Below are 22,751 nucleotides of genomic sequence, written 5' to 3' on the forward strand. Positions count from 1 at the left end.
TTAAAAAACGAACCCTTTTTATCCCGCATTAACGGAGAGTCAAGATCCCCATCACTTTATTTAAAAGTTGCCTCTTTCGTACTACCTTTAAACACATTATCGAAGGGGAATTGTTGGAAATAGACTATCTTTTAAAAAAAGTCTACACATTTCGACAATATAATAGTACGATAATAAAATTAATCGTTAGTTTTACGTATTTTGACGATAATAAAAGCAAAAAGGAGTTACACATCTATGGCAAAACCAGAACAATGGACATCTAAGATTGGTTTTATCCTTGCAGCTGCTGGTTCTGCAATTGGATTGGGTGCTATTTGGAAGTTCCCATATATGACCGGAACAAATGGAGGCGGCATGTTCTTCTTGCTCTTCATTCTATTCACTTTATTAATTGGAACACCTATCTTAATCGCCGAATTTATTATCGGCCGACATGCCCAAAAAGATGCAGTATCTGCTTATAAATCTATCGCTCCGGGTAAACCATGGGTTCTCGTTGGATATGGTGGAGTGGTCGCTTCTTTTATACTGCTTTCATTTTATAGTGTTGTTGGCGGCTGGATACTTTCTTATATTGTTCGAAGCATAACGGGTTCCCTTTCAGGATTATCTCAAAATGAATACGGACAGTTGTTCGAAACGATCATTAGCAACCCTTATGAAACAGTACTAGCTCAACTTGTCTTCATGATCTTAACGATTATTGTAGTAAAAGGCGGCATACAAAATGGCATTGAAAAGGCAAATAAAATTATGATGCCTGCACTTTTTATTCTTTTTCTTGTGCTGCTGATTCGTTCATTGACACTTAAAGGAGCCTATGCTGGTGTTGAATTTCTCTTAAAGCCTGATTTCTCTATTTTAACAGGACAAACGGTTTTAATGGCGTTAGGTCAGGCCTTCTTCCTACTTAGTGTCGGGATTTCTGTCATGGTAACGTATGCCTCTTATTTAGGGAAGCAGGAAGATATAACAAAATCAGCATTATCTGTTGTTGGTTTGAATATTTTCATCTGTCTTCTCGCTGGACTGGTCATTTTCCCAGCTGTCTTTGCACTCGGATTTGATCCTGCAAGCGGACCTGGACTCGTCTTTGTAGTCCTACCTGCTGTATTTAATGAAATGGCCTTTAGTAGCTTTTTCATGCTCATATTCTTCATCCTGCTTGCGTTCGCGACCTTTACTTCAGCTTTCTCAATCCTTGAAATTATTGTCGCAGCGTTGTCAAAAAATGACCCAACGAAACGGAAAAAGTCTTCTTGGCTAGCTGGTATTTTTGTATTTATCTTAGGTATCCCAAGCGCGCTTTCCTTCGATGTGCTCTCTGATGTTACGATATTTGACAAATCAATATTCGATATGGCAGATTACCTTGTAAGTAATATCGCCCTTCCAGTCGGGGCACTGTTCATTTCACTATTTATCGGCTATCAAATGAAACGAATACATGTCCAAAATGAACTAGAGCTTGGTTCTACCCTTTCATCTAAAGTATTTAAGATTTGGTATTTTATCATTCGGTACATCGCACCAATTGGAATTATCCTTGTTCTACTAAGTTCGCTTGGTATTATTTAAAAAGGCTGTTTCCGCATACTTTGTTGCTATTTACCAAGCAGTGCGGATTAGTTGATTTCCGCTCCAGTTTCTCGCTTTTTGCGGAGCGGGCGGTGAGCCTCCTCCTCAGGAGTCTCGCACTTCCGCTCCAATCAACCAAATGAGTCTTTTAAAAAAAGAAAAAGATCTCCAAAAAAGGGCAAACTTGCATTCCATCAACGTTTTTCAGGTTACTTACACCTCATAAAACAGTTGATAGACTTTGCGAGTCTGCCCTTTTACTTATGGGAGATCCTATCTTTTTATTTATATTTTTCAACAAACCGGCTCATCCGCTTGATTGCTTCTTGAAGTTGCTCTAAAGAGGAGGCATAGGAACATCGAATATGTCCTTCTCCACTCTCACCAAACACATTACCTGGAACTACAGCAACTTTTTCTTCAAATAAAAGCTTCTCAGCAAATTCTTGTGAAGACAATCCAGTTCTCTCAATGGATGGAAATGCGTAAAATGCACCGCCTGGCATATGACAATCTAGTCCCATTTCATTGAACGATTTCACAATATAATTTCGACGCTGACGATAACTTTTCCTCATGTTCTCTACATCATTCATTCCGCTACGCAGTGCTTCCAAAGCTGCATATTGGGCCACTGTCGATGCGCACATCATCGTGTATTGATGGATCTTTAGCATCGCCTCGGTAATGTCTTTTGGCGCACAAACAAATCCAAGACGCCAACCTGTCATAGCAAACCCTTTGGAAAAACCATTAATTAAAATCGTTCGCTCCATCATGCCATCTATAGCTGCTACTGAAGTGAAATCATCATCATAAGCAAGCTCAGCATAAATTTCATCTGAAATGACCACTAAGTTATGCTTTTGAACGATTTTTGCAATTTCGATTAATTCTTCTTTCCTAAGTTGGGTTCCTGTCGGATTATTAGGCGAACACATGATAATCGCTTTCGTATTTGGCGTAATGGCTTCTTCAAGCTCAGCAGCTGTAAGCCTAAACTCATTTTCCTTCACTGTTTGGATCGTTTTCGCAACACCACCCGCTAACGTCACAAGTGGGCTGTAAGCAACAAAGCATGGCTCAACAACCAATACTTCTTCGCCAGGATTTAAAATCGCTCTAAGCGCAATATCAATGGCCTGACTCCCCCCGACCGTCACAATAATTTGTGAATCTGGTTGATACGAGACAGCAAATCCTTTTTTCATATATGAAGCGATTTCTTGTCGTAGTTCTATTAATCCAGCATTTGCCGTATAAGATGTACGACCTTCTTCCAACGATAAGATTGCAGCTTCCCTTACATTCCATGACGTCACAAAATCCGGTTCGCCAACACCAAGCGAAACAACACCTTCCATATTCACAGCCAAATCAAAAAAACGACGAATTCCCGACGGTTTAAGATCAGCGATTGTTTTCGAGACAAAGCTTGTCTGGATCATGGTGACACCACGATTCTTTTGTCTTCCTCATTAATTGGCTCAAAAATCGTTCCATCGTGTTTATATTTTTTCAAAATGAAATGAGTAGTCGTGGAAATTACTGAATCCAAAGTAGATAGTTTTTCCGATACAAACTGAGCCACTTCATTCATCGACTGTCCTGTCACAACAACGGACAAGTCATATGCGCCAGACATTAGATAAACCGATTCTACTTCATTAAAACGGTAAATTCTTTGGGCGACTTCATTAAAGCCAACACCTCGTTTGGGTGTTACCTTTACATCAATCATGGCCGTTACTCCATGATAAGCGTCTACCTTCGCCCAATTGATGATTGACGCATAACAAACGATGACATTCATATCTTCAAGCTTCTGTACAGTATCCGCAATTTCTGATTCATCCGCGTCAACCATTTTCGCTAAGTCATTAAAGTCAATACGGCTGTTTTGTTCAATGATTTGCAGTATTTCTAGTTCCTTTTCCGTTAAATGCATAAGTACAGCCTCCTTTAGTCTCATTCGAGAACTATGTATAAAGATAAAGTGAAACTTCCATCAATGGGTATAGTTCCCCACTGATGGCTAGTCCCGTTCTACTGTCGCTAAGATCGCAGCAAACGCTTCGATCAATCGACAGTACGAACCCTATACAATGAATCACAGACGTTACCACGTCCTGCGGCAACGTCTGTGTGGTCCACTTCCTGTGGAACCTCAACTATACCTTTGAGAACCACAAAGGTACGTTACACTGTATCTCACCAATCGGAACTTTACGGGCAGTTGTCCCCCATTGTTCCTCAAAATCTTGAGGTGGAAGTATTGACTATCCGTTAAGTGTGGGATAAAGATTCTGTTATAGCAGAATTCTTTAATTATTATAGCAAATTAGGGTAGAATTTGTTATATAAAGTGAATTTGCCTTTCCGTTAATGCGGGATAAACACCACACACTTAAGCATAATTATAGACAAATTTCCACAAATTTAACAAAGAGAGATGAGCTCCTTGAGAGAAATAACTGAAAAGAAAAAATATGGGATTGATCTGTATTGTGAATCTATAAGTAGAGATGCGGATGCAGTAACACTTGTGCTACTGCATGGTTTCTTATCCTCATCTTTCAGCTTCCGAAAACTCACTCCTTTTTTCCAAGAAGACTACAATGTACTTGCTATTGATTATCCGCCCTTTGGAAAAAGTGAAAAGTCTTCTTCCTATACGTATTCTTATCAAAATGTCGCCTGTTCGATTATCAATTTTTTGGAAATGAGAAAACTGAAAAGGGTAATCTTGATTGGTCATTCTATGGGCGGCCAACTTTGCTTGCAAATTTGTAAGCGTAGACCCGACCTTGTCGAAAAAGTTGTGTTACTGTCAGGTTCTAGCTATTTAGCACCGATGAGACCCTCAATAAGGAAAGCGACCTATCTTCCTTTTTTTCCACTTCTTATACGTTGGTATCTTGGAAAGTCGGGGATTGAGAAAAATCTACACAATGTTGTGTATGATAAAAAGATGATTGATGATGAAATGAGGAACGGCTATTTAGAGCCTTTCTTACAAAAAGGGATGTTCCAAGCGCTCGGGCGAATGGCGCGGCATTTTGAGGGAGATTTATCTAAAGATGACCTACAAGCAATTAACACGGATTGTTTGCTAATTTGGGGTGAACATGACCAGGTTGTTCCGCTCTCAATCGGAAAAAGGTTGCAGACCGACCTGCCTCATGCAAAGCTTATCGTTCTTAAAGAAGCAGGTCACCTAATACCGGAAGAAAAACCAGAAGAAGTGTATAACTACATTCATGATTTTTTAAGGCAATAAAAACGTATCTAAACAACGAGGGGGTCAGACCCCACAACTACTATATTTCGTTTAAATGACACAATAAAGTGAAACTTCAATCAGTGGGGTTTTCTTCACCCCCACTGATGGTTAGTCCCGTTCTACTGTCGCTAAGATCGCAGCAAACGCTTCGATCAAACGACAGTACGAACCCGATTCAATGAATCACAGACTAAGTGCGCCGCGTCCTGCGGCAACGTCTGTGTGAACCCACATCCTGTGGGCCTCAACTAAACCACTGAAGAGCACAGTGGTAAGTTTCACTGTATCTCACCAATCGGGCTTTTACGGGCAGTTGTTCCCCACCTACGCTTCTTCGATTCTACTCCTCAGCCTTTAGGTGGGGCTTACTGGCCGTTAATGCGGGATAAACGGTGTATAGAATGTGAGGTCAGACCCTTTTCGGTCACCTACATGCATTATAGCGTACAGCTTTCATTCTCTTTAATGTTACGTAGCTGTTCAGCTATTTTCAAGCAATCGTTAAAAGCAAGCTGTTGTTCAAATGAAAATTCATAAATCCCCTGTATTTTACCAGCAAGCTCAGAGCCACTCTCGATATCGCGTATTGCCAGAAGCACATCCGCAATTTCAGGTTCATAAAAATCTTCTCCTTGCTGAAATGGGTCCCAATTTCGTAACACTTCTGCCATTGCCATATTCACTTGTTGTGTGTTCATCCAATTATCACCTACTTCAAAATAGTCTGTACATGTTATTATAGTATCATAAAGTGAAACTTCCATCAGTGGGTGGTTCCCCACTGATGGTTAGTCCCGTTCTACTAAACCTTTGAAGATCACAAAGGTAAGTTTCACTGTATCTCACCAATCGGGGTTTTACAGGCTGTTTTCCACTGCCAATCACTCTTTTTCTTGTCTCAAATCATTTATGTGGAATCGTACAGCCTGTTATACCGGGATAATTTAAAATTTAGAGGTGGATTTGATGAAGCAATCAATTTTCGATAAAGTGATTGATAGACGAAATACAAGTTCAGAAAAATGGGATGCATTAGCATCCGTTTACGGGACGAGCGACGCGCTGCCAATGTGGGTAGCCGATATGGATTTTCCTAGTCCTAAAGAAATTCAAGAGGCATTATACTCTCGAATTAACCATCCTGTGTTCGGGTACACATTCCCTTCACACGCGATAAACAGCGCAATCCAGAACTGGTTGAAAAATCGTCATGATTGGCAAATTGAGAGTGAATGGATTGGATATAGCGCCGGTGTTGTTTCTGGAATTGGAACCGCCATTAGTGCTTTCACAAATCCTGGTGATCAAATATTGATTCAAAGCCCTGTTTACAAACCTTTTTTTGATATGATAGAACATCTTGATCGTAAGGTTGTCAATAGTCCTTTATTAGTCGAAAACGCAAGATTTGAAATTGATTTTAACGACTTCGAAGAAAAATTAAAATCCGGCGTCAAGCTATTCCTGCTTTGTAGCCCACATAATCCAGGTGGTCGAGTTTGGTCAAAAGACGAATTAATAAAAATCGGCGAACTTTGCGATCAATATGACGTCCTAATCGTCAGTGATGAAATTCATGCTGACTTAGCACTGTCACATAGCAAACACATTCCCATCGCTTCTCTAAGTGAGAGTGTAGCAAGTCGCACCATTACCTTAATGGCTCCAAGTAAAACATTTAATATTGCCGGGCTACAGGCTTCGCTTCTCCTTGCCAGCAATCCCGAGCACAAGAAACAAATTGAAAAAATTCAAATTAAAAATGCCTTTCATGGGGTAAATCTGCTTGGATTAACCGCAATGGAAGCAGCCTATCAATATGGCGAACCATGGTTAAATGAATTACTTCCTTATATTGAGGAAAACATTCAAGTTGCCAAAGCTTTCATCGCACAAGAACTACCTAACCTTACCGTTATGCATCCTGATGCCTCTTTCTTAATTTGGATTGATTGTCGCAACCTTGGTTGGACAGATGAAAAACTGCAAGATACTTTACTAAAAAAAGGAAAACTCGCTCTTGAACCTGGTCCGAAATATGGTCAAGGTGGGGAAGGTTTTGTGAGAATGAACATTGGATGCCCACGTTCAGTCCTACTTGAGGGGCTAGAAAGATTGAAACGAGCATTAATTTAAATAGAGAAGGCTTTTGTTTCAAGTTGTTATCTGTGAAAATAATCTACGCAAATGAAAAGGGCTTGAAAATCAAGCTCCAAATCTTAGAGATTCACGAGTATATTAGTGATTACTTTGATTCGGCACACTTGGACTAGCGCTATCATGAACCGTATTATAAAAAGAGCAGTTGCCAACTAGTACAGTGGTAGCTGCTCTTTTACACTTTGACGCATCAATAGATTACTTTCCCTTTTCTTCTACTATCATAAGCGTATTTTTGCTCGTTTGAAGTGGTTCATCCAAGTGAATCAGCCACGAACGACATTGCAAAAGAAAAAACCAGGGTTCTCTAGGGCACTGACTGTCTCAAAAATGACAGTCAGTACCCTACAGAGTAGCTGGCTTTTTCTATATATTCATCCTACAGATATCATTTTTTTATTACACCACAAGCAATTCGATCTCCAGCATTCCCCGCCGGCTGACTCATGCCGTCGTCCGCTGATGCATGAATGACGATAGATGTTTGGTCTTTAGTAAGAAGTGAATTTTTTCCATCTTTAAGCGTTGCATTTGGAGCATCCAATTTCGCTTTCGTCTTTCCATCATCTTTGACAATTAAATTTGGCAAATCTCCCGCATGTGCCCCTTTCGGATGAAGCAAACCATGTTCTTTTTTATCTGGGTTAAAATGATCACCAGCTGAAATAAAATCAGGTGCCTTACATGAACCTTTGTTATGGATATGAATGGCATGCACACCAGGCTCCAGTCCCTTTAAATCAATATCTAGCGTAACACCTTTAGACTTCTCCTGAACAGTAATTTCTCCAAGTGAGTCTCCATCTACATTTCGCATCGTTACATCAATTTTCTTGGGACTTTCCGTTGCACAACCGGCTAGCAAAAGCATCATGATCATCACACTCATTCTCGTTTTCAATATACTACCTCCCGCCCATTCCGTTTATCCCATCTATTTTTTCCTAAAGTGAAAAAGGTATACTAAAAAACTTGCATCTGAATACTTGAATGATTAAATCCCCTTTGTTACGAATGGTTTTAGACTAATTACCTCTATTTACAACAAGTATATGTAAATCGCGGGCACCCGAAAAATTTTCTGACTCTAAAGTGACTATAAATTAAGACTCTGCTGCGAATGGGACACTTTACGTGCCCATATTAAGATTTGCGTGCCGGATGAACCTCTTTGCGCGCCAGATTGAACCCTTTTCGTGCTAGAATCGAAATTTACGTGCAGTAATGTTCTATCACTTTAAAGAAATTAAGCGCAAAAGCACAATGGCTTTTACGCTTATCCAAAATCAGTCTTCTTCTACATAAGGGTCATGTTCATACTGCGGCAGGTCACCGAATGTAGTCATAATCCCTTCCTCATCTAAAGCAGCCTCATATTTTTCGTGTTGCGAGTTCGGATACACCGTAATATTCTTGCCGTCCATATCAACGCCGACAAAATTCTCATAATCTTCCACATAGCCGATATTTTCTTCTGATTCAACATACATATCCTCATAATCATCGGGAGGATAGGCGAAGTCAGATGGCGATTCCGAAGTCCCAAAACTGGCTACGTCCTGCCAAGTATCTTCCGCATCATAAATCACCGATTCATTCTGGTCATCATTATCGAATTTCCCAAATGGAGGGGTTAATACTTCTTCCTCAACAGGGCGATTATGGGAAGTATTCTGGGAGGGTGAATGCTCCTTACAAAATGTTGTTGTCGGAATCGCTTGCAATCGATCAAGTGGAATCTCTGATTGACACACTTCACATTTCCCATACGTTCCTGCTTCCATCGCATGGATCGCGTGATTAATTTCATCTACATGCTGACGTGCGTGTTCATAGAGCGCGATGTCTTTTTCTCGCTCATATAATTCTGTCCCTTCATCACCTGGATGATTATCAATACTCGATAATTCTCCTGTTGAATCATGAGCAAAGCTTCTAAGCAACCCGAAATTTCCATTATCACTTAATCTTTCCTCTAGCTCCTGTTTTGTCTGCTGTAATTGCTGTCTCAATTGGTTTAATTGTTCTTTTGAAGGCATATCCCCCATCCTTTCTTGGCAAATGGATTTCCTTCTTGTAGTATTTCCTAAGTATTACGCTTCACTAGCGGAAGTTTCTTCCCTTTTAAAAAAAGATTCAAATAAGTATTTTGGCCAAAAAAATGGGTAAGTTATGTGTAGAGCAATATTAGCTACTTAATTTGACAATCAAACCGATTGTAACTATAATGGTTACATAGGTGGTGAATACGATGATTAACAGTCGCTTTGCTGTTGCCATTCATATTCTTTCCCTTATTGCATCTGGTCCGCGTGAAAAGGTTACGTCAGAATATATTGCCGGTAGTGTGAACACCAATCCAGTGGTCATTCGTAGAATTACAGGAATGCTAAAAAAAGCAGGGCTTCTTCAATCACAAGTTGGAACGCCAGGGGCTGTCTTGACCCGAGATCCAGTAGAGATTTCGCTTTTAGACATTTATCTCGCCGTTCAAGAAAAAGAAGATTTATTTTCGATGCATGAAAATCCAAATCCACAATGCCCTGTCGGTAAAAACATTCAATCTGCTTTGGAAGATACGTTTCATACAGCACAGACTGCAATGGAAAAAGAACTGGCAAGCAAATCGTTACAAGATATCAGAACGAGGATGGCCCTTTGATTTAGAGTCAACCTCTTTTTCACCACCAAGTTGTAACAAATTCAGTTACAAATAGACAATTACTAGGAGGAATCATAATTATGAAAATAGGAATAATTGGAGCAACTGGAAAAGCAGGGAGCCGTATCGCAAAGGAAGCTTTAGAGCGGAATCATGAAGTAACAGCCATCGTTCGCGACGCTGCAAAGCTTCAAGTAGAGGGAGTAGCTATTTTAGAAAAAAATGTTTTCGATTTAACAACTGATGATGTTAAAGGTTTTGACGTTGTAGTCAATGCTTTTGGTGCACCATTTGGAGAAGAGCATTTACATGTTGATGCTGGAAACGTTCTAATTGAAGTTTTAAAAGGAGCACCAAATACAAAATTGTTCGTAGTCGGTGGAGCAGGTAGCCTGTTTGTTGATCCAGATAAAAAAGTCCGTGTCATTGATACGCCCGACTTCCCAGATATGTTTAAGCCTACTGCTTCGAATCAAGGGAAGAATCTCGAAATCCTGCAAGGTACGGATTCGATTGCTTGGACATTCCTCAGTCCTTCCGCATTATTTGCAGTTGGCAAAAGAACAGGAACATATCAAGCCGGCAAAGATCACCTTCTCGTAAACTCAAAAGGAAATAGCTATGTAAGCTACGAAGACTACGCTGTAGCTGTGCTTGATGAACTTGAAAATCCTAAACATGTAAACGAACGCTTCACTGTCGTTTCTGAAGAAGCATAAGTAAAAAAGGATGTCCTATAAAAAAGAGTCAGATCTCTTAAACTTAGAGGTCAGGCCCTTTTTAGGAGATCCTTTGATTATTTATCCCGCTTTAATGCATCGAGTTTTTCTTTAAATGTTGATTCCTACGCGTTACTTCTTCTTCTAATTCCTTCGTTTTTAGTGCTTCTCTTTGTGACTTTTTGATAATCCACCTCATCGTAAAAGCACAAGCAATCATGAATATGGTGAACGAAATGATAGCAGGAAAATATTCTGACTTGTCTTCTGGAAAATAGAGAAACAAGCCAAGTACAGTAGGTAAAAGAACGCTCATTGATTACATCCTTTCTAAAATACCAATTCTTGTATCTTAATTATAACAACTACCTTTCCATTTCGCGACTTAAATTGAATCGATTTGTAAGAAGGCTTCAGTTAGAACTTTAAATCGCATAATATGCGTCAAATCGAGAAATTACGCGTCGGATTTGTAAAATATACGTCAATCCAATATATAACAAAAATCTCCCCACTATTTTAACAAATGATAAAGCAAGCGGTCTTTATCTTCAAAAAACTGCTTCATGATCACATAATGATCGGTGTCTTCAAGCTTTGTTTCTCTCAGTCCTTCTTCTGTCATTTCGATAATCTTTGCTTTTGGGTAGGCCATGATGATGGGGGAATGGGTGGCAATAATAAACTGTGAATCCAATTGAACGAGCTCCTGCATTCTTGATAATAGAGATAGCTGCCGGAGCGGAGATAAGGCAGCTTCAGGCTCATCTAGTATATAGATTCCTTGTCCGCTAAATCGATTCGTAAATGCAGCGAAAAATGATTCCCCATGGGATTGTTCATGAAGTGACTTCCCGCCAAAAGAGTCAATTATTCTCGGTCCGAAGCCACCTATGTCCAATTCTTCAATCGTAGACGCGACATTATAGAACGTTTCAGCACGGAGAAAAAATCCGTCTTTCGGCTTTCTCGTCCCTTTCACAAGTCTTACATATTCGTACAAATTAGAATGAGACTCTTTCGTAGAAAAGTTGAAATTAATCGTGCCACCTTCTGCATTAAAACCAAAAGCAACGGCGATTGCCTCCAATAATGTCGACTTCCCCATGCCATTTTCCCCGACGAAAAATGTGACATTCGGATGAAGCTCAACATCAGTCAACGGACGAACAGCTGGTAAACAGAACGGATAAATATCAAATGAAGGAACGGCATCTCTTTTCAACTCAACTCTTCGAATATAACTTTCTAGAGGAAACATGGCTCTGCTCCTTTTCTATTTTTCAAAAAATTTACTTGAGGTGTTTTCATGAGGCGATTAAAGTGGTTATCAAAAAAGAAACGGGAGACAAAAGCCTCCCGCTTCATAAGATTTATCCCGCATTAACGGTTCAACTAATCATCAGCTTGGGGATGCCCCCCACTGATGGAAGTTTCACTTTACACTAATTTAATCGATTGAATCACAATGTCTTCCGCTGGTTTGTCACCGTATGTCGTTTTTGCATTAGCAATGGCATCAACTACATCCATGCCTTCGACAACTTGTCCAAAAACAGAATGCTTTTGGTCAAGCCATGGAGTACCACCAGTCGCCATGTATGCTTCGATGATTTCTTCTGGGTAGCCCGCTTGTTTCATTTGCCCGCCCATTCTGCTGTCAACATGTTGTGCTTGAACGATAAAGAATTGGCTTCCGTTTGTTCCTGGTCCAGCATTGGCCATCGATAATGCACCGCGAAGATTGAAAAGTTGCATAGAGAATTCATCTTCAAATGGAGCACCCCAAATACTTTCTCCACCCATACCAGTTCCTTGTGGGTCTCCACCTTGGATCATGAAATCTTTAATAACACGGTGGAAAGCAATTCCGTCATAATAACCATTCTCAGCATGTGTTAAGAAGTTCTCAACTGTTTTTGGTGCTAATTCAGGGAAAAATTTAATTTTGATATTTCCTTGGTTTGTTTCCATAATGGCCGCTTTTTCATTTTCTAATACTTCAGATGTTAATTGTGGATAGTTTGTCATCTAAAATCCCTTCTTTCCTATAAATAATCCGCCCATAATCATGAATCTACTATTATGTGCCTTCAATTGTACACTTTACACGAATTCATTAGCAAAGTGCAAGCGACTTGCCGGCAATGATGAATTCCGGCTAAATCCGACATTATTCTACTACTCGAAAGGATTCAATCTACAACCTGTCCATTTATTCAATTATGATCTGTTGTTACACACCAAGATTCTTACTTAAGATCTTCCTTCCCCATTATTTGAAAGCCTTCTCTGAATTTTGTATGATAAAGAGAGAATGAGTAGGAAAAGGGGAATTGAAATGAGCGAAGAGCAATTTGCAGTTGGGGACAAAGTGTCTGCGATTTATCGCACAGGGAAATATATTGGAGAAATTACTGAAGAGAGGCCAAATGCGTATCTTGTCCGTGTTCTCGCTTGCGCCAAGCATCCTATGCAAGGTGATTTACACAATCCAAAACAAGTGGATGTCGCCCTGTTTCATCAGCGCCGAGCACTTGCTTTCCGTGAACAGATGAATGTGCCTAAGAATATGGTTAGAGCGTACACGAGTGAAATTCCCAATTATAAAGAATCACTGCACCAATCCGTTGATTCGATGAAACAGAAGCTGTCCGAGACCCAAGACGAATGGAATCAAAGAAGTCTGCAACATATCGAAGAACTGGAGAAAGACTATTTTAAATAAATACCTAAAAGCCAAATCAATTCTCATGATTTGGCTTTTATAATACAAGTTTATTTAAAACTTTAGACAAATCAATTCGATCTCCAATCGTTGTAGGCTGGTGATTCTTCATATAGCTTTTATCTTTTTCTACTAATTTAAAAATATTATACGTTGTCATCGCATCATCAAGTGCACGGTGGTGCCTTCCTGTTCCTTCTTTTCCATAAGCCTGTACCGCTTTCCACAAACCCGTTTGATTTTGATCGCCAAAAAAGCGTTTGTACTCCATTGATAAGTCAATTTGCTCCCCGGTAAAAGGAAACTCGACTCCCGCTCTTTGACAATTATTACGCAATACCTTCATATCCATATTTCCCCATGTGACAATCTTCGTTGGACATTTCTGATCATAGCTTTTTAATAATGCAACAAGCTCAACAAAATTAATGCCTTGATTCACCTGACTTTGCGAAATATGAAGAAATCTTTTACAGCGTTCTGTTAACTGCGAAAACTTATCCGGAACAACAAACGAAGAAAATTGATCACCCAATCCATCATCTATTACGGAAACAAAGCCAACTTCAATAATTTCCGGATAAAAACCAGCAGGCTTCCCCTTCCCCTCTGGCATAGTAAACTCAAAATCAATGAATAAGTATTGTTGCATGTTTTGTTCCATGTCTTCCATCCCCCTTTTCTAAAATCTTATTGTGATATTATAACAGAATATTTAAATAAATTACGTTTTTTCTTTCAATAACAATGTTCTACATCTCTATGAACAATTCCTCTTCCTATTTTGTTAGATCATACCTCACTGCTTGTTCATCCATCCCCTACCTATTTTTTCTTGATTCTGCCACCAAAATTGAAGCGGGGGTATTACAGCCTGTTAAACCGGGATAAAATAGCAACATATTCTATACGAAAATATATTAGCTAGGGAGCTGTTCTATGCGCATGTTTCTACGCAAAGCCCTAAACCTTTTATCGCTTCCTACCCTCTCTTTGTTCGCGTTTCTTTCTTATTCGCTCGAAAGGCAAGATTTCAAAATAAATCGAGAATGCTGGAGTAGATAGTGCTACAGTCGTTATACAGCATCATACGCATCAGCTTGTCTCGTTGATTGGGGGAAAGAAAGAATTATAAAAAAATTCTTTCAGTCATATGTTTCAAAGCTAGTGTCAACCTGGATCGACTATAAAGTGAAACTTCAATCAGTGGAAGCCCCGGGCCCCCACCTACGCTTCTCTTACTCCTCTAAGCCTTACTGCCCTTAGATGTGGAAACAGATGATGCGTTGGAAAACTAAAAGGAACGCAGTTTGCGCTCCTTCTTTTTGCTAACGTCATATAAGTCTTAGCTTTTCTGATTAAGAGAAATAACTGCCAGTGTGCAGCGGGAAACGGAAATAAGCTGTTCTTCTTCATCACGAATTTTAATGTCCCAAACCATGGTCGTTTTTCCTCTATGTAGAATATTTGCTTCAGCTGTTACTATTCCTGATCGTTTTCCTTTTATATGATTGGCGTTGATTTCAAGTCCAACAACAGCTTCTTTTGATTTGTCCACAAGCTCATAGCCACCAATACTCGCAGCGGTTTCAGCAAGTGCCACGGAAGCGCCTCCATGAAGCAATCCAACTGGCTGCCACGTCCTTTCATCAACCGGCATCGTCGCAATGACTTTCCCTTTACTCAACTCTGTTATTTCAATCCCCAATGACTTCAACAACGACTTCTCAATATTGAATTCCATATAGACTTTAGCCTCCTTAAAAATGAAATAAAAACATACATACACATTTTATTTTACACGTATTCACTAATTTAGGGCATTTTCAGAATGTACTTTTACTCAAATTTACTGCTTGTCTTTGTGAATGTGATTTCCGCTTACAACTACAATATAATTTTATTGAGGAAATACGATGATTCAATTTTATATTTCTTGGATTCGACGCATATTTTCTGATTTCGGTACTTCAGTCATCCTAATCAATAATCGGCTAAAAAAAACCTGGCCTAAACAGTTCAGAGTCTGTTCAGGTCAGGTTCTTTATTTAGCAATGATCTCTTTTAGTTCAAACCAGCTTGTTAGCCTTGGGATCTTCAATTCCCGATTATAGCTGTTGTCAATCGCATATACTTTTGTCGGGGCATCCAATAACGTTTCTAGTACAGCAGGTTTATCGTCAAAATAATAATCCAATTGTAGATCCTCTATAATTCGGATCTTTTCGCCGTCCTTCATGCCGCAAAAGAAATGGCCTTCTTGAACTGGGAATTGGTTTTGGATAAGCCAGTCTTTGGTCCGTTCGCAATGTTCAGCATTCCTTGCCGTAATATAGAAGACCTCATGACCGTCCTTGACAAGCTGTTGCAACGTTTCAACTGCTCCATCAAAAGCTGGACAGGTTGTATAGTAGATTTCTTCTGCTAAGCTATTCCACATCGCTGTGCCTTCTTCTGCGGTTAGTCCAAACGGTTCATGAATTTCCAATGTGGTCAAAGCTTTAAAAGCCGCTAATTCCACATCTTTGTTCAACTTTTTGTTATATAAATGAAAGGCATGCTCTCGTAAATTGATTAAAGTATCATCGATATCGAAGCCAAATCTCAACTCTTTCCCTCCTCATATAATCGTCTGTCTGAGAATCAGCAAATAACGGTCAGTAAACCCGTTTTTGCGGCTACATCCCCTTTTCTTTCATTGCTTGAATGTAGGATAAGCCGTGATGCATAAATCATCACCAATTTTATCAATGTGGTGGAAGGATAGGTCTATCGCTTCATCCATCGTTTCAGCATCGACGCCCGCAAAAGGAGTAAGTGAATGTTTGCCAGCTAGAACTTTTGGCGCTACATAGACGATATATTTATCAATCAAACCAGCTCGTAAAAAAGAGGCATTGATCTCTCCGCCACCTTCAACTAAGACATCGGTAACACCTCGACGATAAAGTTCGTTTAATAAATACTCCAGGTTCAATCCCATGGCAGTTAACGGCACATCGATGAGCTCAACACCCTTCTTGATTAAGGCCGCTCTTTTCTCAGCATCTGTTCCCTCTGACGTGACAATCCACGTCTTTGCCTCTTTGCAATCTGTCACTTTTGCTTCTAATGGCGTACGCAATTGGCTATCCACAATGATGCGGATTGGACTCTTGCCTCCTTCAGGCAAGCGAGTTGTAAGCGATGGATTATCTGCTAATACGGTACCTATCCCAACCAAAATCGAATCGACTTCATTTCGTAATTGATGAACGGAACGGCGTGCTTCTTCTCCAGTAATCCATTGCGAATGGCCGGTGTGAGTGGCGAGCTTGCCATCTAGCGTCATAGCCGTTTTAGAGATGACGAAAGGTCGTTGTGTTTTCATATTGTGAATAAACCGTTCATTTAGTAGCAAGGCCTCTTTCTCCAGAACGCCTACTTCAACTTCTATTCCTGCATCTCTCAGTAATCCAATCCCTCTTCCTGCCACAGATGGATTCGGATCTTGAGTAGCTACGACCACGCGGCTTACTCTAGACTCTTTAACCAAATTGGCACAAGGTGGTGTTTTTCCGAAATGTGAACAAGGCTCAAGTGTTACATAAAGAGTTGCTCCGCATGCATAGTCCCCAGCCATCTTAAAAGCATGTACTTCAGCATGGGGTTCTCCTGCTTTTCGATGAATTCCAGTGCCGACGATCACGCCATCTTTTACAATAACCGCCCCGACAACTGGGTTCGGATTCGTCTTTCCTTTAGCCGTGGCTGCTAAATCAAGCGCCAGCTGCATATATTCTTGGTCTGTTTTCACTTTATCAGCGCTCCTATATAGCAAAAGTATTCTCTTGTGGAATATGTCCTGATTTTTTTATTTTTGTATCTAAATAAAAGCTGTTTGTTTCTGTCAAGCCGCCCCATAATGGAATATGTTCAGCCGCAGCCAAACCATGCTCTCGCAATGCTTGTAGCTTTTTCGGATTATTTGTGATGAGGACGACTGGTTTATCTCTCAGTTCTTCTAGCACTTGTATGGCTCCTTCATAAGAACGCGTATCATCTTCAAATCCTAACGCATGGTTCGCTTCTACTGTATCTAAACCTTCTTGCTGCAAGATATAAGCAAGTGATTTCGAGAACAGACCAATGCCTCGCCCTTCATGATCAGCTAAATAAAAGAGAGCGCCACTACCATGTTCTGTTATCATTTTCATCGATTGATGAAGCTGATAGCCACAATCACATCTTTGACTGCCGAAAATATCGCCGGTATGGCAGATGCTATGCATTCTAACTAACGCCTGTTCAGACTCTTTGAAATCACCATAAACCAACACAGAAGATTGTTGAGAGGAAGCTAAATTAGCCGTTGCTAACGATTCAAGTACATCTTCTTTCGTTTGAACCTTATCATCAAGCTCAATCCATGTGTACCACTGGAATACAGCTGAAAAGTCACCTTGCTCTACAGGAAGATTAACCGGTCCTACAAGACATATTTCTCTTTTACCTGGATTTTTGATCATTTGCATTTTATCTATTAATATTTCTTTAATTTGTGGCGTAATAATCATATCGATCACCTGACCTATTAGGATTTTTAAATTCCTTACTTTTTGTAACTAGGTATTAATAATATCATAAACCTATCACATTTAAAATACAAATAATGAGGCTCTTATTTTTAAATTTTTCCTTTTTTTGTTCCTAACATTTATTTTTTAAAATTTTACTTGTAGCAGTATAGCATTTGTATTTACTTCATATGTTGGAAAAAGAAGATCTTGAAAGGAGAGGGTTTTTTGACAGAAAATCATGATGGGTTTCCTGATGCCTATCGACATTCCCATCATCATGATATATTTCGCCAGTTTCCTTCTGTTAATCCGGACTTGCTCATTCAATCGGCAAAACATTCACAGTCCTTACTACTTGATGCACAGAAGGTTGTAAACTCTTTCGCCATGTCTCGTCCATTTTCAGAGCGGCTTATGGCAGCAGCGCAGCAATCAAAAACAGCTACTGTAACAGATATGATCCGAAAAACCGGCGTAAAAACAATGCCAGACACGACCTATAGCCCTGATGGAATCCGTTTCGATTTCCACCCAAAAACCGAAGATAACTGCTGTCATATTATCGTTAGCTTGAAATGGTTGAATTTTTAATAGAAAATGAGGAAGTTTCTAAAAAAAGACGGATTCATAAACGTAAATTGAATCCGTCTTTTTTCATTTTGAATACTAAGGTTTATACATATATGAGCCTATTTTTTATTATATCAGCGGAGTACGCAAGTATTTAAGCCGTTTTCCATTTATATCGGCCAAAACAGGATTTTATCAGCCGGTTTGCTAGCATGGAGTAAAAAACCGGAAGCAAAGGCCTCCGGTTTTCTTCAGTCTTCTTCACCAAATCGTTCTACAAGTGTAGCCAATGTTCTTGCCATAACACCTGTTGCTCCAGCAGTACCTAGGTCATACGCTGAATTCGTTACAGATGTTCCAGCAATATCAAGATGTACCCAAGGCTTGTTTTCAGCAAACTCGCCGATGAATGCTCCACCCATGATCGCATGTCCTGCAGCACCCGGTGAGTTGTTCAAATCAGCAAGCTTACTGTTTCGTACGCGCTCTTTGTCTTTTTCCGTAATAGGAAGGCGCCACATTGGTTCTCCTGTTTCATAAGAGGCTAATAGTACTTCCTCAAAGAATGCTTCATTATTCGTCATAGCTCCAGTCATATCCATACCAAGTGCTGTGATCACCCCACCTGTTAATGTAGCGATATCAACAAGGTAATCAGCGCCTTGATGTAAGGCATATGTTAGTGCATCTGCTAATACAAGTCTTCCTTCTGCGTCTGTATTCAGAACTTCGATTGTTTTACCACTCATGGACGTAATCACATCGTCCGGTTTAAAAGCACTTCCACTCACCATATTATCGGTGGATGGAATGACTGCCACAACATTTTGCTCCGGCTTCAACTCACCGATGATTTCCATCGCTCCAAGAACAGCCGCTGCACCGCCCATATCCGTTTTCATGCCGACGATACCGGCTTTCGTTTTCAGGGAATAACCACCTGTATCAAAGGTTATTCCTTTCCCTACTAGACCGATTACATCTTTCCACTCATCTTTGCCTTGATATTTTAGAACAATCATCTTTGGCGGTTCAACAGATCCCTGGTTCACAGCAAGGAGAGCTCCCATTCCAAGCTTTAGCATCTCTTCTTTTTCAAGAATCTCCACTTCAAAATCATACTGTTCCCCAAGCTCACGCGCATAATCAGCAAGATCTGTTGATGTTAATAGATTTCCTGGCGTATTCACAAGCGTACGTGCTGAATTCGTTGCACTTCCATATACTTTCCCGACTTTTAATGAAGATAAGACCTCATCTCCATCCTCTTTACTATAAACCGTAAAGGACTCAATTTGTTTTTCAACGGAGTTTGATTTTTGTTTATACCCTGCAAATTGATAAGTCGCAAGTTCGAATGCCTCACTTAATGCATGAGCTGCATCTAGGACATCGACTTTCTCTGTGACAAACGTATCTAACGCAGCTGCTGCTGTTGTCATTTTCGCATCCTTCAACGTTTTAAATGCTTTTCCAAAAGCCTCGCGCAATGCTTCAAAGGTCAATTCCTTTTCTTTCCCTAGTCCGACGAAAATTAAGCGTTTAACGCCAACCTTGCCTAATGTATGTATTTTAGAGACGGATTTCTTCTTTGCCGAAATCTCTCCATCCTTTATCAATTCCGTTAACTGACCATCTAACAGTTGATCTGCTGTAAGTCCTATTCCTTCTAATTTAACCGGCTTCTCAAACACACCGATTAATAAACACTCTTCGTGCTGATCAAAATTCAATTCATTTTTCACTGTAAACATGATGATCACTCCTCCTTTTATTATAACGAATTTTTCAATCTGGTTCGAACGAATCCTTTCTGTCCCTAACACATGCTTGAATTTTATGTGATTAACTTTTAGTATATAAACACAAAGACAGGAAAATTATAGAATCATATCACTACGTATGATACATCATCTAATTTTTCAAGTAAAACTAGAATTACACTGCAGGGTTAGAACCGTTTTAGGGGAATATAGAAAATACAGAGTTACCGGAACTATCATTTCATTAAAATTGCATGCGCATTATGTTAAAAAAGTACTCTTTGAAAAGAAAGTAGGCGGACATACATGGAATTATTCTTTAATTTCCCTCTCGTTGCATCTATTATCGCGATCTTCTTTGCTCAATTTATTAAAGTACCTATTCACTATATCGCACTGCGCAAGCTTGACTGGTCTTTGCTTACTTCTACAGGCGGAATGCCCAGTTCTCACTCTGCTGCTGTGACAGCACTTGCGACAGGTGTCGGCATTCAGTCAGGCATCTCATCTCCAATTTTCGCTGTCGCAACTGTATTTGCGATCATCACGATGTTTGATGCAACAGGCGTTAGAAGACAGGCCGGTGAACAAGCTGCTGTTCTCAATAAACTTGTTGCCGATTTCAATGTTTTTATTAGCGAAGCCAAAAACTGGCAAAACAAAGAAGAACAGCATAAACAGCATAAATTAAAGGAATTACTTGGTCATAAGCCCATTGAAGTTTTCTTCGGCGGACTGACTGGCATCTTCATCGCCGTTATTTTATACTTTTTCGTATTTAAATAAGAAACACATCGTCATGATCTAGTTTGATGGGAAACATATGTAAAATAGGGAAATCAAATGAGCCTATCTAAACTAGTGTAAGCCAATCAATCTCCATGGAAAGGTAGTGTCTCATCAAATTGATTGGCTTATGACTAGAGGAGCGGGATGTAGACAGACATAACTAACAAAGTGAATCACATTCCTAAAAAACAAAAAAACCCAGCTAATCTTTTTAAGAACTGGGACTTTACATATCTGATTTAGTTCGCTCTATCTTTCTTAAATTGCTGACGGAACACTTGAATGGTCTTATCTTCATTAAGTGAAGTCAGGGTATCCTCAGTAAGTACACCTTCTCCTTCTTTCACAATGTATACATCCAAGGTCTTTTTACCCCAATTTTCATAAACTTCCGAAACGGTATCATAATACAAATCTAGCTTGTTTCCTTGTATCGCACTTCCCGTATCTGCAACAACCCCATAGCCGTATCCTGGGATCCATAAAATCGTTCCAATCGGGAACACATTCGGGTCTGCAGCAATCGTTGAATATACATCACGCTTTACTTTCACACCTGAATACGTGATGCCATATAGAGGGTGTCCCGGTTTTTTTCCTGTCGATTCATAGCCCGCTGTATAGCCTGTAGCAATCATAGTTTTGACAGGGTATTGACTGAAGTTCATTGTATCATCTAAAGTTTGCGGTGCTCCTGTTTCCTCCGTAGCTTGAATCATCTCACTTGAAGAAACTAGCGCTTTATTTACGATTTTTGCTTCTACACCTGTAACATGATAAAACGTAGCGTGAAGTGCAGCTACAAACAAGATGATAACTACTACTCTTTTCACTAACCCTTTTATACTATTCATACAATACTCTCTCCTTCCACACCATATATTTCTTTCCCGAACGGAATTGAAATATTCATGTAAGAGGAAAAAGCTTGATCAGCTGCCACCTTAACTAGGCATCAGACACAGAAAACTAATATAGTGTTAAACACCATCATTTACTATGAAGGATATATCATGAAGCACGCTACACTCACCCAATCTCAATAGTGGCGGTGCGGAGCCGGAATTTTGGATGCTTTCTCGTTAAAATCAATATACCTGATAAATAAATGGGCTATTTAGTAAGTCGCGAAGCCTAAGTCCCCATGTCCTTCATGTAAAAACAGGATGCCCAAAAGGACAGCCTGCTTGTTTAAAACATTTGATAGCCTTTCTTTCTCAAGACCTTAATGATAACCCCAGCCAAGATTGCTCCTACTAGTCCACTTAATAATATCGTTATATCAGCTGCATAAAGAGCAGTCAACTTCTCGCCTAAGCCGCCAAAAGCAACACCCGGGTGTCTGAAATACTCAATCAGCTTTAATTCATTAACAATATAAATGGCTATAATCGGAAATATGACGACCATAATCCAAGAAGAGCGGAATAGCATATTTAATAAAAAACCGATTCCAAAAAACAATAAAAAGAAAAGAACAACAGATATAATTAATGTAGGAAGTGCCATATTCTTTCAAATCCTCCTCAAAAAGCCTCACTATAAGTGTACTTAATGAGACAAGACACGTCAATGAAATACACCACGAAATATATGAATTGCGCAAACACTCTGATTAAACCATTAGACAGGATTACACAAGTTTCATATTCTATTCACTTTTTTTAAAACTAAGAATCATTTGACATAAAACCAGCCCTATCTAAAAAGTCATTTTACTTATATTTTTCATACAAAACTAAGATGGCGTTAAAACGATACCATTTACGATGAAGGATGTATCATGAAGCACGCTATACTCACCTAATCTCAATGGTGGCGGTACGGAGCTGGAATTTTGAATGCTTTCTCGATAAAATCAGTATACCTGATAAATAAATGGGCTATATTAGTAAGTCGCGAAGCCCCGTCCCCATGCCCTTCATACAAATACACGT

At 39.7% G+C, this 22,751-nt stretch carries 24 protein-coding genes; 8 read left to right on the plus strand and 16 right to left on the minus strand.

The window, feature by feature from the left end:
• Positions 1-237 precede the first annotated feature (237 nt).
• Complete coding sequence (locus tag ACIQZI_RS17480) at positions 238-1,581, plus strand: sodium-dependent transporter (RefSeq protein WP_403075382.1); 1,344 nt, start codon at positions 238-240, stop codon at positions 1,579-1,581.
• A gap of 281 nt (positions 1,582-1,862) precedes the next feature.
• On the opposite strand, the gene ACIQZI_RS17485 is transcribed toward ACIQZI_RS17480, so the two are convergent.
• The gene (locus ACIQZI_RS17485; RefSeq protein WP_403075385.1) at positions 1,863-3,029 is read right to left on the minus strand and encodes an aminotransferase; all 1,167 of its coding nucleotides are present in this window, start codon (positions 3,027-3,029) and stop codon (positions 1,863-1,865) included.
• Entirely contained in the window at positions 3,026-3,529 is a 504-nt protein-coding gene (locus ACIQZI_RS17490; protein ID WP_062185930.1) for an Lrp/AsnC family transcriptional regulator, read from the minus strand. The genes ACIQZI_RS17485 and ACIQZI_RS17490 overlap by 4 nt, the downstream gene beginning before the upstream one ends.
• Positions 3,530-4,042: 513 nt before the next feature.
• Here ACIQZI_RS17490 and ACIQZI_RS17495 point away from each other — a divergent pair.
• Positions 4,043-4,861, plus strand: coding sequence for an alpha/beta fold hydrolase (locus ACIQZI_RS17495; protein WP_403075390.1), 819 nt, complete (start codon positions 4,043-4,045; stop codon positions 4,859-4,861).
• Positions 4,862-5,301: 440 nt separating this feature from the next.
• Here ACIQZI_RS17495 and ACIQZI_RS17500 read toward each other — a convergent pair whose 3' ends face one another.
• The gene (locus tag ACIQZI_RS17500) at positions 5,302-5,562 is read right to left on the minus strand and encodes a DUF1871 family protein (protein ID WP_403075393.1); all 261 of its coding nucleotides are present in this window, start codon (positions 5,560-5,562) and stop codon (positions 5,302-5,304) included.
• Positions 5,563-5,830: 268 nt separating this feature from the next.
• Here ACIQZI_RS17500 and ACIQZI_RS17505 point away from each other — a divergent pair, with 268 nt between their 5' ends.
• Positions 5,831-7,000, plus strand: coding sequence for a MalY/PatB family protein (locus ACIQZI_RS17505; protein WP_403075396.1), 1,170 nt, complete (start codon positions 5,831-5,833; stop codon positions 6,998-7,000).
• 412 nt (positions 7,001-7,412) lie between these two features.
• Here the strand turns inward: ACIQZI_RS17505 and ACIQZI_RS17510 are convergent, their stop codons facing one another.
• Both ACIQZI_RS17510 and ACIQZI_RS17515 read right to left on the minus strand, forming a co-directional pair.
• Positions 7,413-7,913 carry a superoxide dismutase family protein gene (locus ACIQZI_RS17510; RefSeq protein ID WP_403076189.1) on the minus strand — a complete coding sequence of 167 codons (501 nt, stop codon included), beginning with the start codon at positions 7,911-7,913 and terminating at the stop codon, positions 7,413-7,415.
• 397 nt (positions 7,914-8,310) lie between these two features.
• Positions 8,311-9,063 (minus strand): TraR/DksA C4-type zinc finger protein, encoded by a 753-nt coding sequence (locus ACIQZI_RS17515; protein WP_403075398.1) that lies wholly within the window; start codon positions 9,061-9,063, stop codon positions 8,311-8,313.
• 212 nt (positions 9,064-9,275) lie between these two features.
• Here ACIQZI_RS17515 and ACIQZI_RS17520 point away from each other — a divergent pair, with 212 nt between their 5' ends.
• The gene (locus ACIQZI_RS17520; protein ID WP_049683020.1) at positions 9,276-9,686 is read left to right on the plus strand and encodes an Rrf2 family transcriptional regulator; all 411 of its coding nucleotides are present in this window, start codon (positions 9,276-9,278) and stop codon (positions 9,684-9,686) included.
• Positions 9,687-9,766: 80 nt separating this feature from the next.
• Entirely contained in the window at positions 9,767-10,405 is a 639-nt protein-coding gene (locus ACIQZI_RS17525; RefSeq protein ID WP_403075400.1) for an NAD(P)-dependent oxidoreductase, read from the plus strand.
• A 91-nt stretch (positions 10,406-10,496) separates the two neighbouring features.
• Here ACIQZI_RS17525 and ACIQZI_RS17530 read toward each other — a convergent pair whose 3' ends face one another.
• From ACIQZI_RS17530 to ACIQZI_RS17540, 3 genes are all read right to left on the minus strand, one after another.
• Positions 10,497-10,721, minus strand: a complete 225-nt coding sequence (locus ACIQZI_RS17530) for a hypothetical protein (RefSeq protein WP_403075404.1) — start codon at positions 10,719-10,721, stop codon at positions 10,497-10,499.
• 198 nt (positions 10,722-10,919) lie between these two features.
• Positions 10,920-11,666 (minus strand): AAA family ATPase, encoded by a 747-nt coding sequence (locus ACIQZI_RS17535; RefSeq protein ID WP_403075406.1) that lies wholly within the window; start codon positions 11,664-11,666, stop codon positions 10,920-10,922.
• 179 nt (positions 11,667-11,845) lie between these two features.
• The gene (locus tag ACIQZI_RS17540) at positions 11,846-12,436 is read right to left on the minus strand and encodes a peptidylprolyl isomerase (protein WP_403075409.1); all 591 of its coding nucleotides are present in this window, start codon (positions 12,434-12,436) and stop codon (positions 11,846-11,848) included.
• 310 nt (positions 12,437-12,746) lie between these two features.
• Here ACIQZI_RS17540 and kapB point away from each other — a divergent pair, with 310 nt between their 5' ends.
• Positions 12,747-13,133: a kinase-associated lipoprotein KapB gene (gene kapB, locus ACIQZI_RS17545; protein ID WP_062185912.1), complete on the plus strand. Its 387-nt coding sequence runs from the start codon at positions 12,747-12,749 to the stop codon at positions 13,131-13,133.
• A gap of 37 nt (positions 13,134-13,170) precedes the next feature.
• Here kapB and kapD read toward each other — a convergent pair whose 3' ends face one another.
• From kapD to ACIQZI_RS17570, 5 genes are all read right to left on the minus strand, one after another.
• Positions 13,171-13,797, minus strand: a complete 627-nt coding sequence (gene kapD / locus ACIQZI_RS17550; RefSeq protein ID WP_062185910.1) for a 3'-5' exonuclease KapD — start codon at positions 13,795-13,797, stop codon at positions 13,171-13,173.
• A gap of 681 nt (positions 13,798-14,478) precedes the next feature.
• Positions 14,479-14,877: a hotdog fold thioesterase gene (locus ACIQZI_RS17555; protein ID WP_062185908.1), complete on the minus strand. Its 399-nt coding sequence runs from the start codon at positions 14,875-14,877 to the stop codon at positions 14,479-14,481.
• Positions 14,878-15,177: 300 nt separating this feature from the next.
• Positions 15,178-15,741: a 5' nucleotidase, NT5C type gene (locus tag ACIQZI_RS17560; protein WP_062185905.1), complete on the minus strand. Its 564-nt coding sequence runs from the start codon at positions 15,739-15,741 to the stop codon at positions 15,178-15,180.
• Positions 15,742-15,828: 87 nt separating this feature from the next.
• On the minus strand, positions 15,829-16,929 hold the full coding sequence (gene ribD / locus ACIQZI_RS17565; protein WP_403075416.1) for a bifunctional diaminohydroxyphosphoribosylaminopyrimidine deaminase/5-amino-6-(5-phosphoribosylamino)uracil reductase RibD: 1,101 nt from the start codon (positions 16,927-16,929) through the stop codon (positions 15,829-15,831).
• A gap of 13 nt (positions 16,930-16,942) precedes the next feature.
• Positions 16,943-17,689 carry a GTP cyclohydrolase II gene (locus ACIQZI_RS17570; protein ID WP_403075419.1) on the minus strand — a complete coding sequence of 249 codons (747 nt, stop codon included), beginning with the start codon at positions 17,687-17,689 and terminating at the stop codon, positions 16,943-16,945.
• Positions 17,690-17,917: 228 nt separating this feature from the next.
• On the opposite strand from ACIQZI_RS17570, the gene ACIQZI_RS17575 reads away from it, so the two are divergent.
• Positions 17,918-18,283 carry a YuzC family spore coat inner layer protein gene (locus ACIQZI_RS17575; RefSeq protein WP_403075422.1) on the plus strand — a complete coding sequence of 122 codons (366 nt, stop codon included), beginning with the start codon at positions 17,918-17,920 and terminating at the stop codon, positions 18,281-18,283.
• A 230-nt stretch (positions 18,284-18,513) separates the two neighbouring features.
• Here the strand turns inward: ACIQZI_RS17575 and ACIQZI_RS17580 are convergent, their stop codons facing one another.
• Positions 18,514-20,016, minus strand: a complete 1,503-nt coding sequence (locus ACIQZI_RS17580) for a leucyl aminopeptidase (protein ID WP_403075424.1) — start codon at positions 20,014-20,016, stop codon at positions 18,514-18,516.
• Positions 20,017-20,331: 315 nt separating this feature from the next.
• Here ACIQZI_RS17580 and ACIQZI_RS17585 point away from each other — a divergent pair, with 315 nt between their 5' ends.
• Positions 20,332-20,811 (plus strand): divergent PAP2 family protein, encoded by a 480-nt coding sequence (locus ACIQZI_RS17585; RefSeq protein ID WP_403075426.1) that lies wholly within the window; start codon positions 20,332-20,334, stop codon positions 20,809-20,811.
• A gap of 242 nt (positions 20,812-21,053) precedes the next feature.
• On the opposite strand, the gene ACIQZI_RS17590 is transcribed toward ACIQZI_RS17585, so the two are convergent.
• Together ACIQZI_RS17590 and ACIQZI_RS17595 are read right to left on the minus strand one after the other, a co-directional pair.
• Complete coding sequence (locus ACIQZI_RS17590) at positions 21,054-21,668, minus strand: 3D domain-containing protein (protein WP_403075429.1); 615 nt, start codon at positions 21,666-21,668, stop codon at positions 21,054-21,056.
• Between the two features lie 337 nt (positions 21,669-22,005).
• Entirely contained in the window at positions 22,006-22,323 is a 318-nt protein-coding gene (locus tag ACIQZI_RS17595) for a YuiB family protein (RefSeq protein WP_403075431.1), read from the minus strand.
• Between the last annotated feature and the right edge of the window lie 428 nt (positions 22,324-22,751).

It is taken from the genome of Peribacillus sp. NPDC096379, from assembly GCF_044762875.1.
In the GTDB taxonomy this organism is placed as follows: domain Bacteria; phylum Bacillota; class Bacilli; order Bacillales; family DSM-1321; genus Peribacillus.

What these genes read in the sequence shown, in the direction of transcription:
- ACIQZI_RS17555 (WP_062185908.1), bottom strand. Translation starts at nt 14,877, where the DNA reads ATGGAATTCAATATTGAGAAGTCGTTGTTGAAGTCATTGGGGATTGAA.
- ACIQZI_RS17530 (WP_403075404.1), bottom strand. Translation starts at nt 10,721, where the DNA reads ATGAGCGTTCTTTTACCTACTGTACTTGGCTTGTTTCTCTATTTTCCA.
- kapD (WP_062185910.1), bottom strand. Translation starts at nt 13,797, where the DNA reads ATGGAACAAAACATGCAACAATACTTATTCATTGATTTTGAGTTTACT.
- ACIQZI_RS17580 (WP_403075424.1), bottom strand. Translation starts at nt 20,016, where the DNA reads ATGTTTACAGTGAAAAATGAATTGAATTTTGATCAGCACGAAGAGTGT.
- ACIQZI_RS17595 (WP_403075431.1), bottom strand. Translation starts at nt 22,323, where the DNA reads ATGGCACTTCCTACATTAATTATATCTGTTGTTCTTTTCTTTTTATTG.
- ACIQZI_RS17480 (WP_403075382.1), top strand. Translation starts at nt 238, where the DNA reads ATGGCAAAACCAGAACAATGGACATCTAAGATTGGTTTTATCCTTGCA.
- ACIQZI_RS17535 (WP_403075406.1), bottom strand. Translation starts at nt 11,666, where the DNA reads ATGTTTCCTCTAGAAAGTTATATTCGAAGAGTTGAGTTGAAAAGAGAT.
- ACIQZI_RS17525 (WP_403075400.1), top strand. Translation starts at nt 9,767, where the DNA reads ATGAAAATAGGAATAATTGGAGCAACTGGAAAAGCAGGGAGCCGTATC.
- ACIQZI_RS17500 (WP_403075393.1), bottom strand. Translation starts at nt 5,562, where the DNA reads ATGAACACACAACAAGTGAATATGGCAATGGCAGAAGTGTTACGAAAT.
- ACIQZI_RS17520 (WP_049683020.1), top strand. Translation starts at nt 9,276, where the DNA reads ATGATTAACAGTCGCTTTGCTGTTGCCATTCATATTCTTTCCCTTATT.
- ACIQZI_RS17540 (WP_403075409.1), bottom strand. Translation starts at nt 12,436, where the DNA reads ATGACAAACTATCCACAATTAACATCTGAAGTATTAGAAAATGAAAAA.
- ACIQZI_RS17490 (WP_062185930.1), bottom strand. Translation starts at nt 3,529, where the DNA reads ATGCATTTAACGGAAAAGGAACTAGAAATACTGCAAATCATTGAACAA.
- ACIQZI_RS17515 (WP_403075398.1), bottom strand. Translation starts at nt 9,063, where the DNA reads ATGCCTTCAAAAGAACAATTAAACCAATTGAGACAGCAATTACAGCAG.
- ACIQZI_RS17570 (WP_403075419.1), bottom strand. Translation starts at nt 17,689, where the DNA reads ATGATTATTACGCCACAAATTAAAGAAATATTAATAGATAAAATGCAA.
- kapB (WP_062185912.1), top strand. Translation starts at nt 12,747, where the DNA reads ATGAGCGAAGAGCAATTTGCAGTTGGGGACAAAGTGTCTGCGATTTAT.
- ACIQZI_RS17590 (WP_403075429.1), bottom strand. Translation starts at nt 21,668, where the DNA reads ATGAATAGTATAAAAGGGTTAGTGAAAAGAGTAGTAGTTATCATCTTG.
- ACIQZI_RS17585 (WP_403075426.1), top strand. Translation starts at nt 20,332, where the DNA reads ATGGAATTATTCTTTAATTTCCCTCTCGTTGCATCTATTATCGCGATC.
- ACIQZI_RS17510 (WP_403076189.1), bottom strand. Translation starts at nt 7,913, where the DNA reads ATGAGTGTGATGATCATGATGCTTTTGCTAGCCGGTTGTGCAACGGAA.
- ACIQZI_RS17485 (WP_403075385.1), bottom strand. Translation starts at nt 3,029, where the DNA reads ATGATCCAGACAAGCTTTGTCTCGAAAACAATCGCTGATCTTAAACCG.
- ACIQZI_RS17505 (WP_403075396.1), top strand. Translation starts at nt 5,831, where the DNA reads ATGAAGCAATCAATTTTCGATAAAGTGATTGATAGACGAAATACAAGT.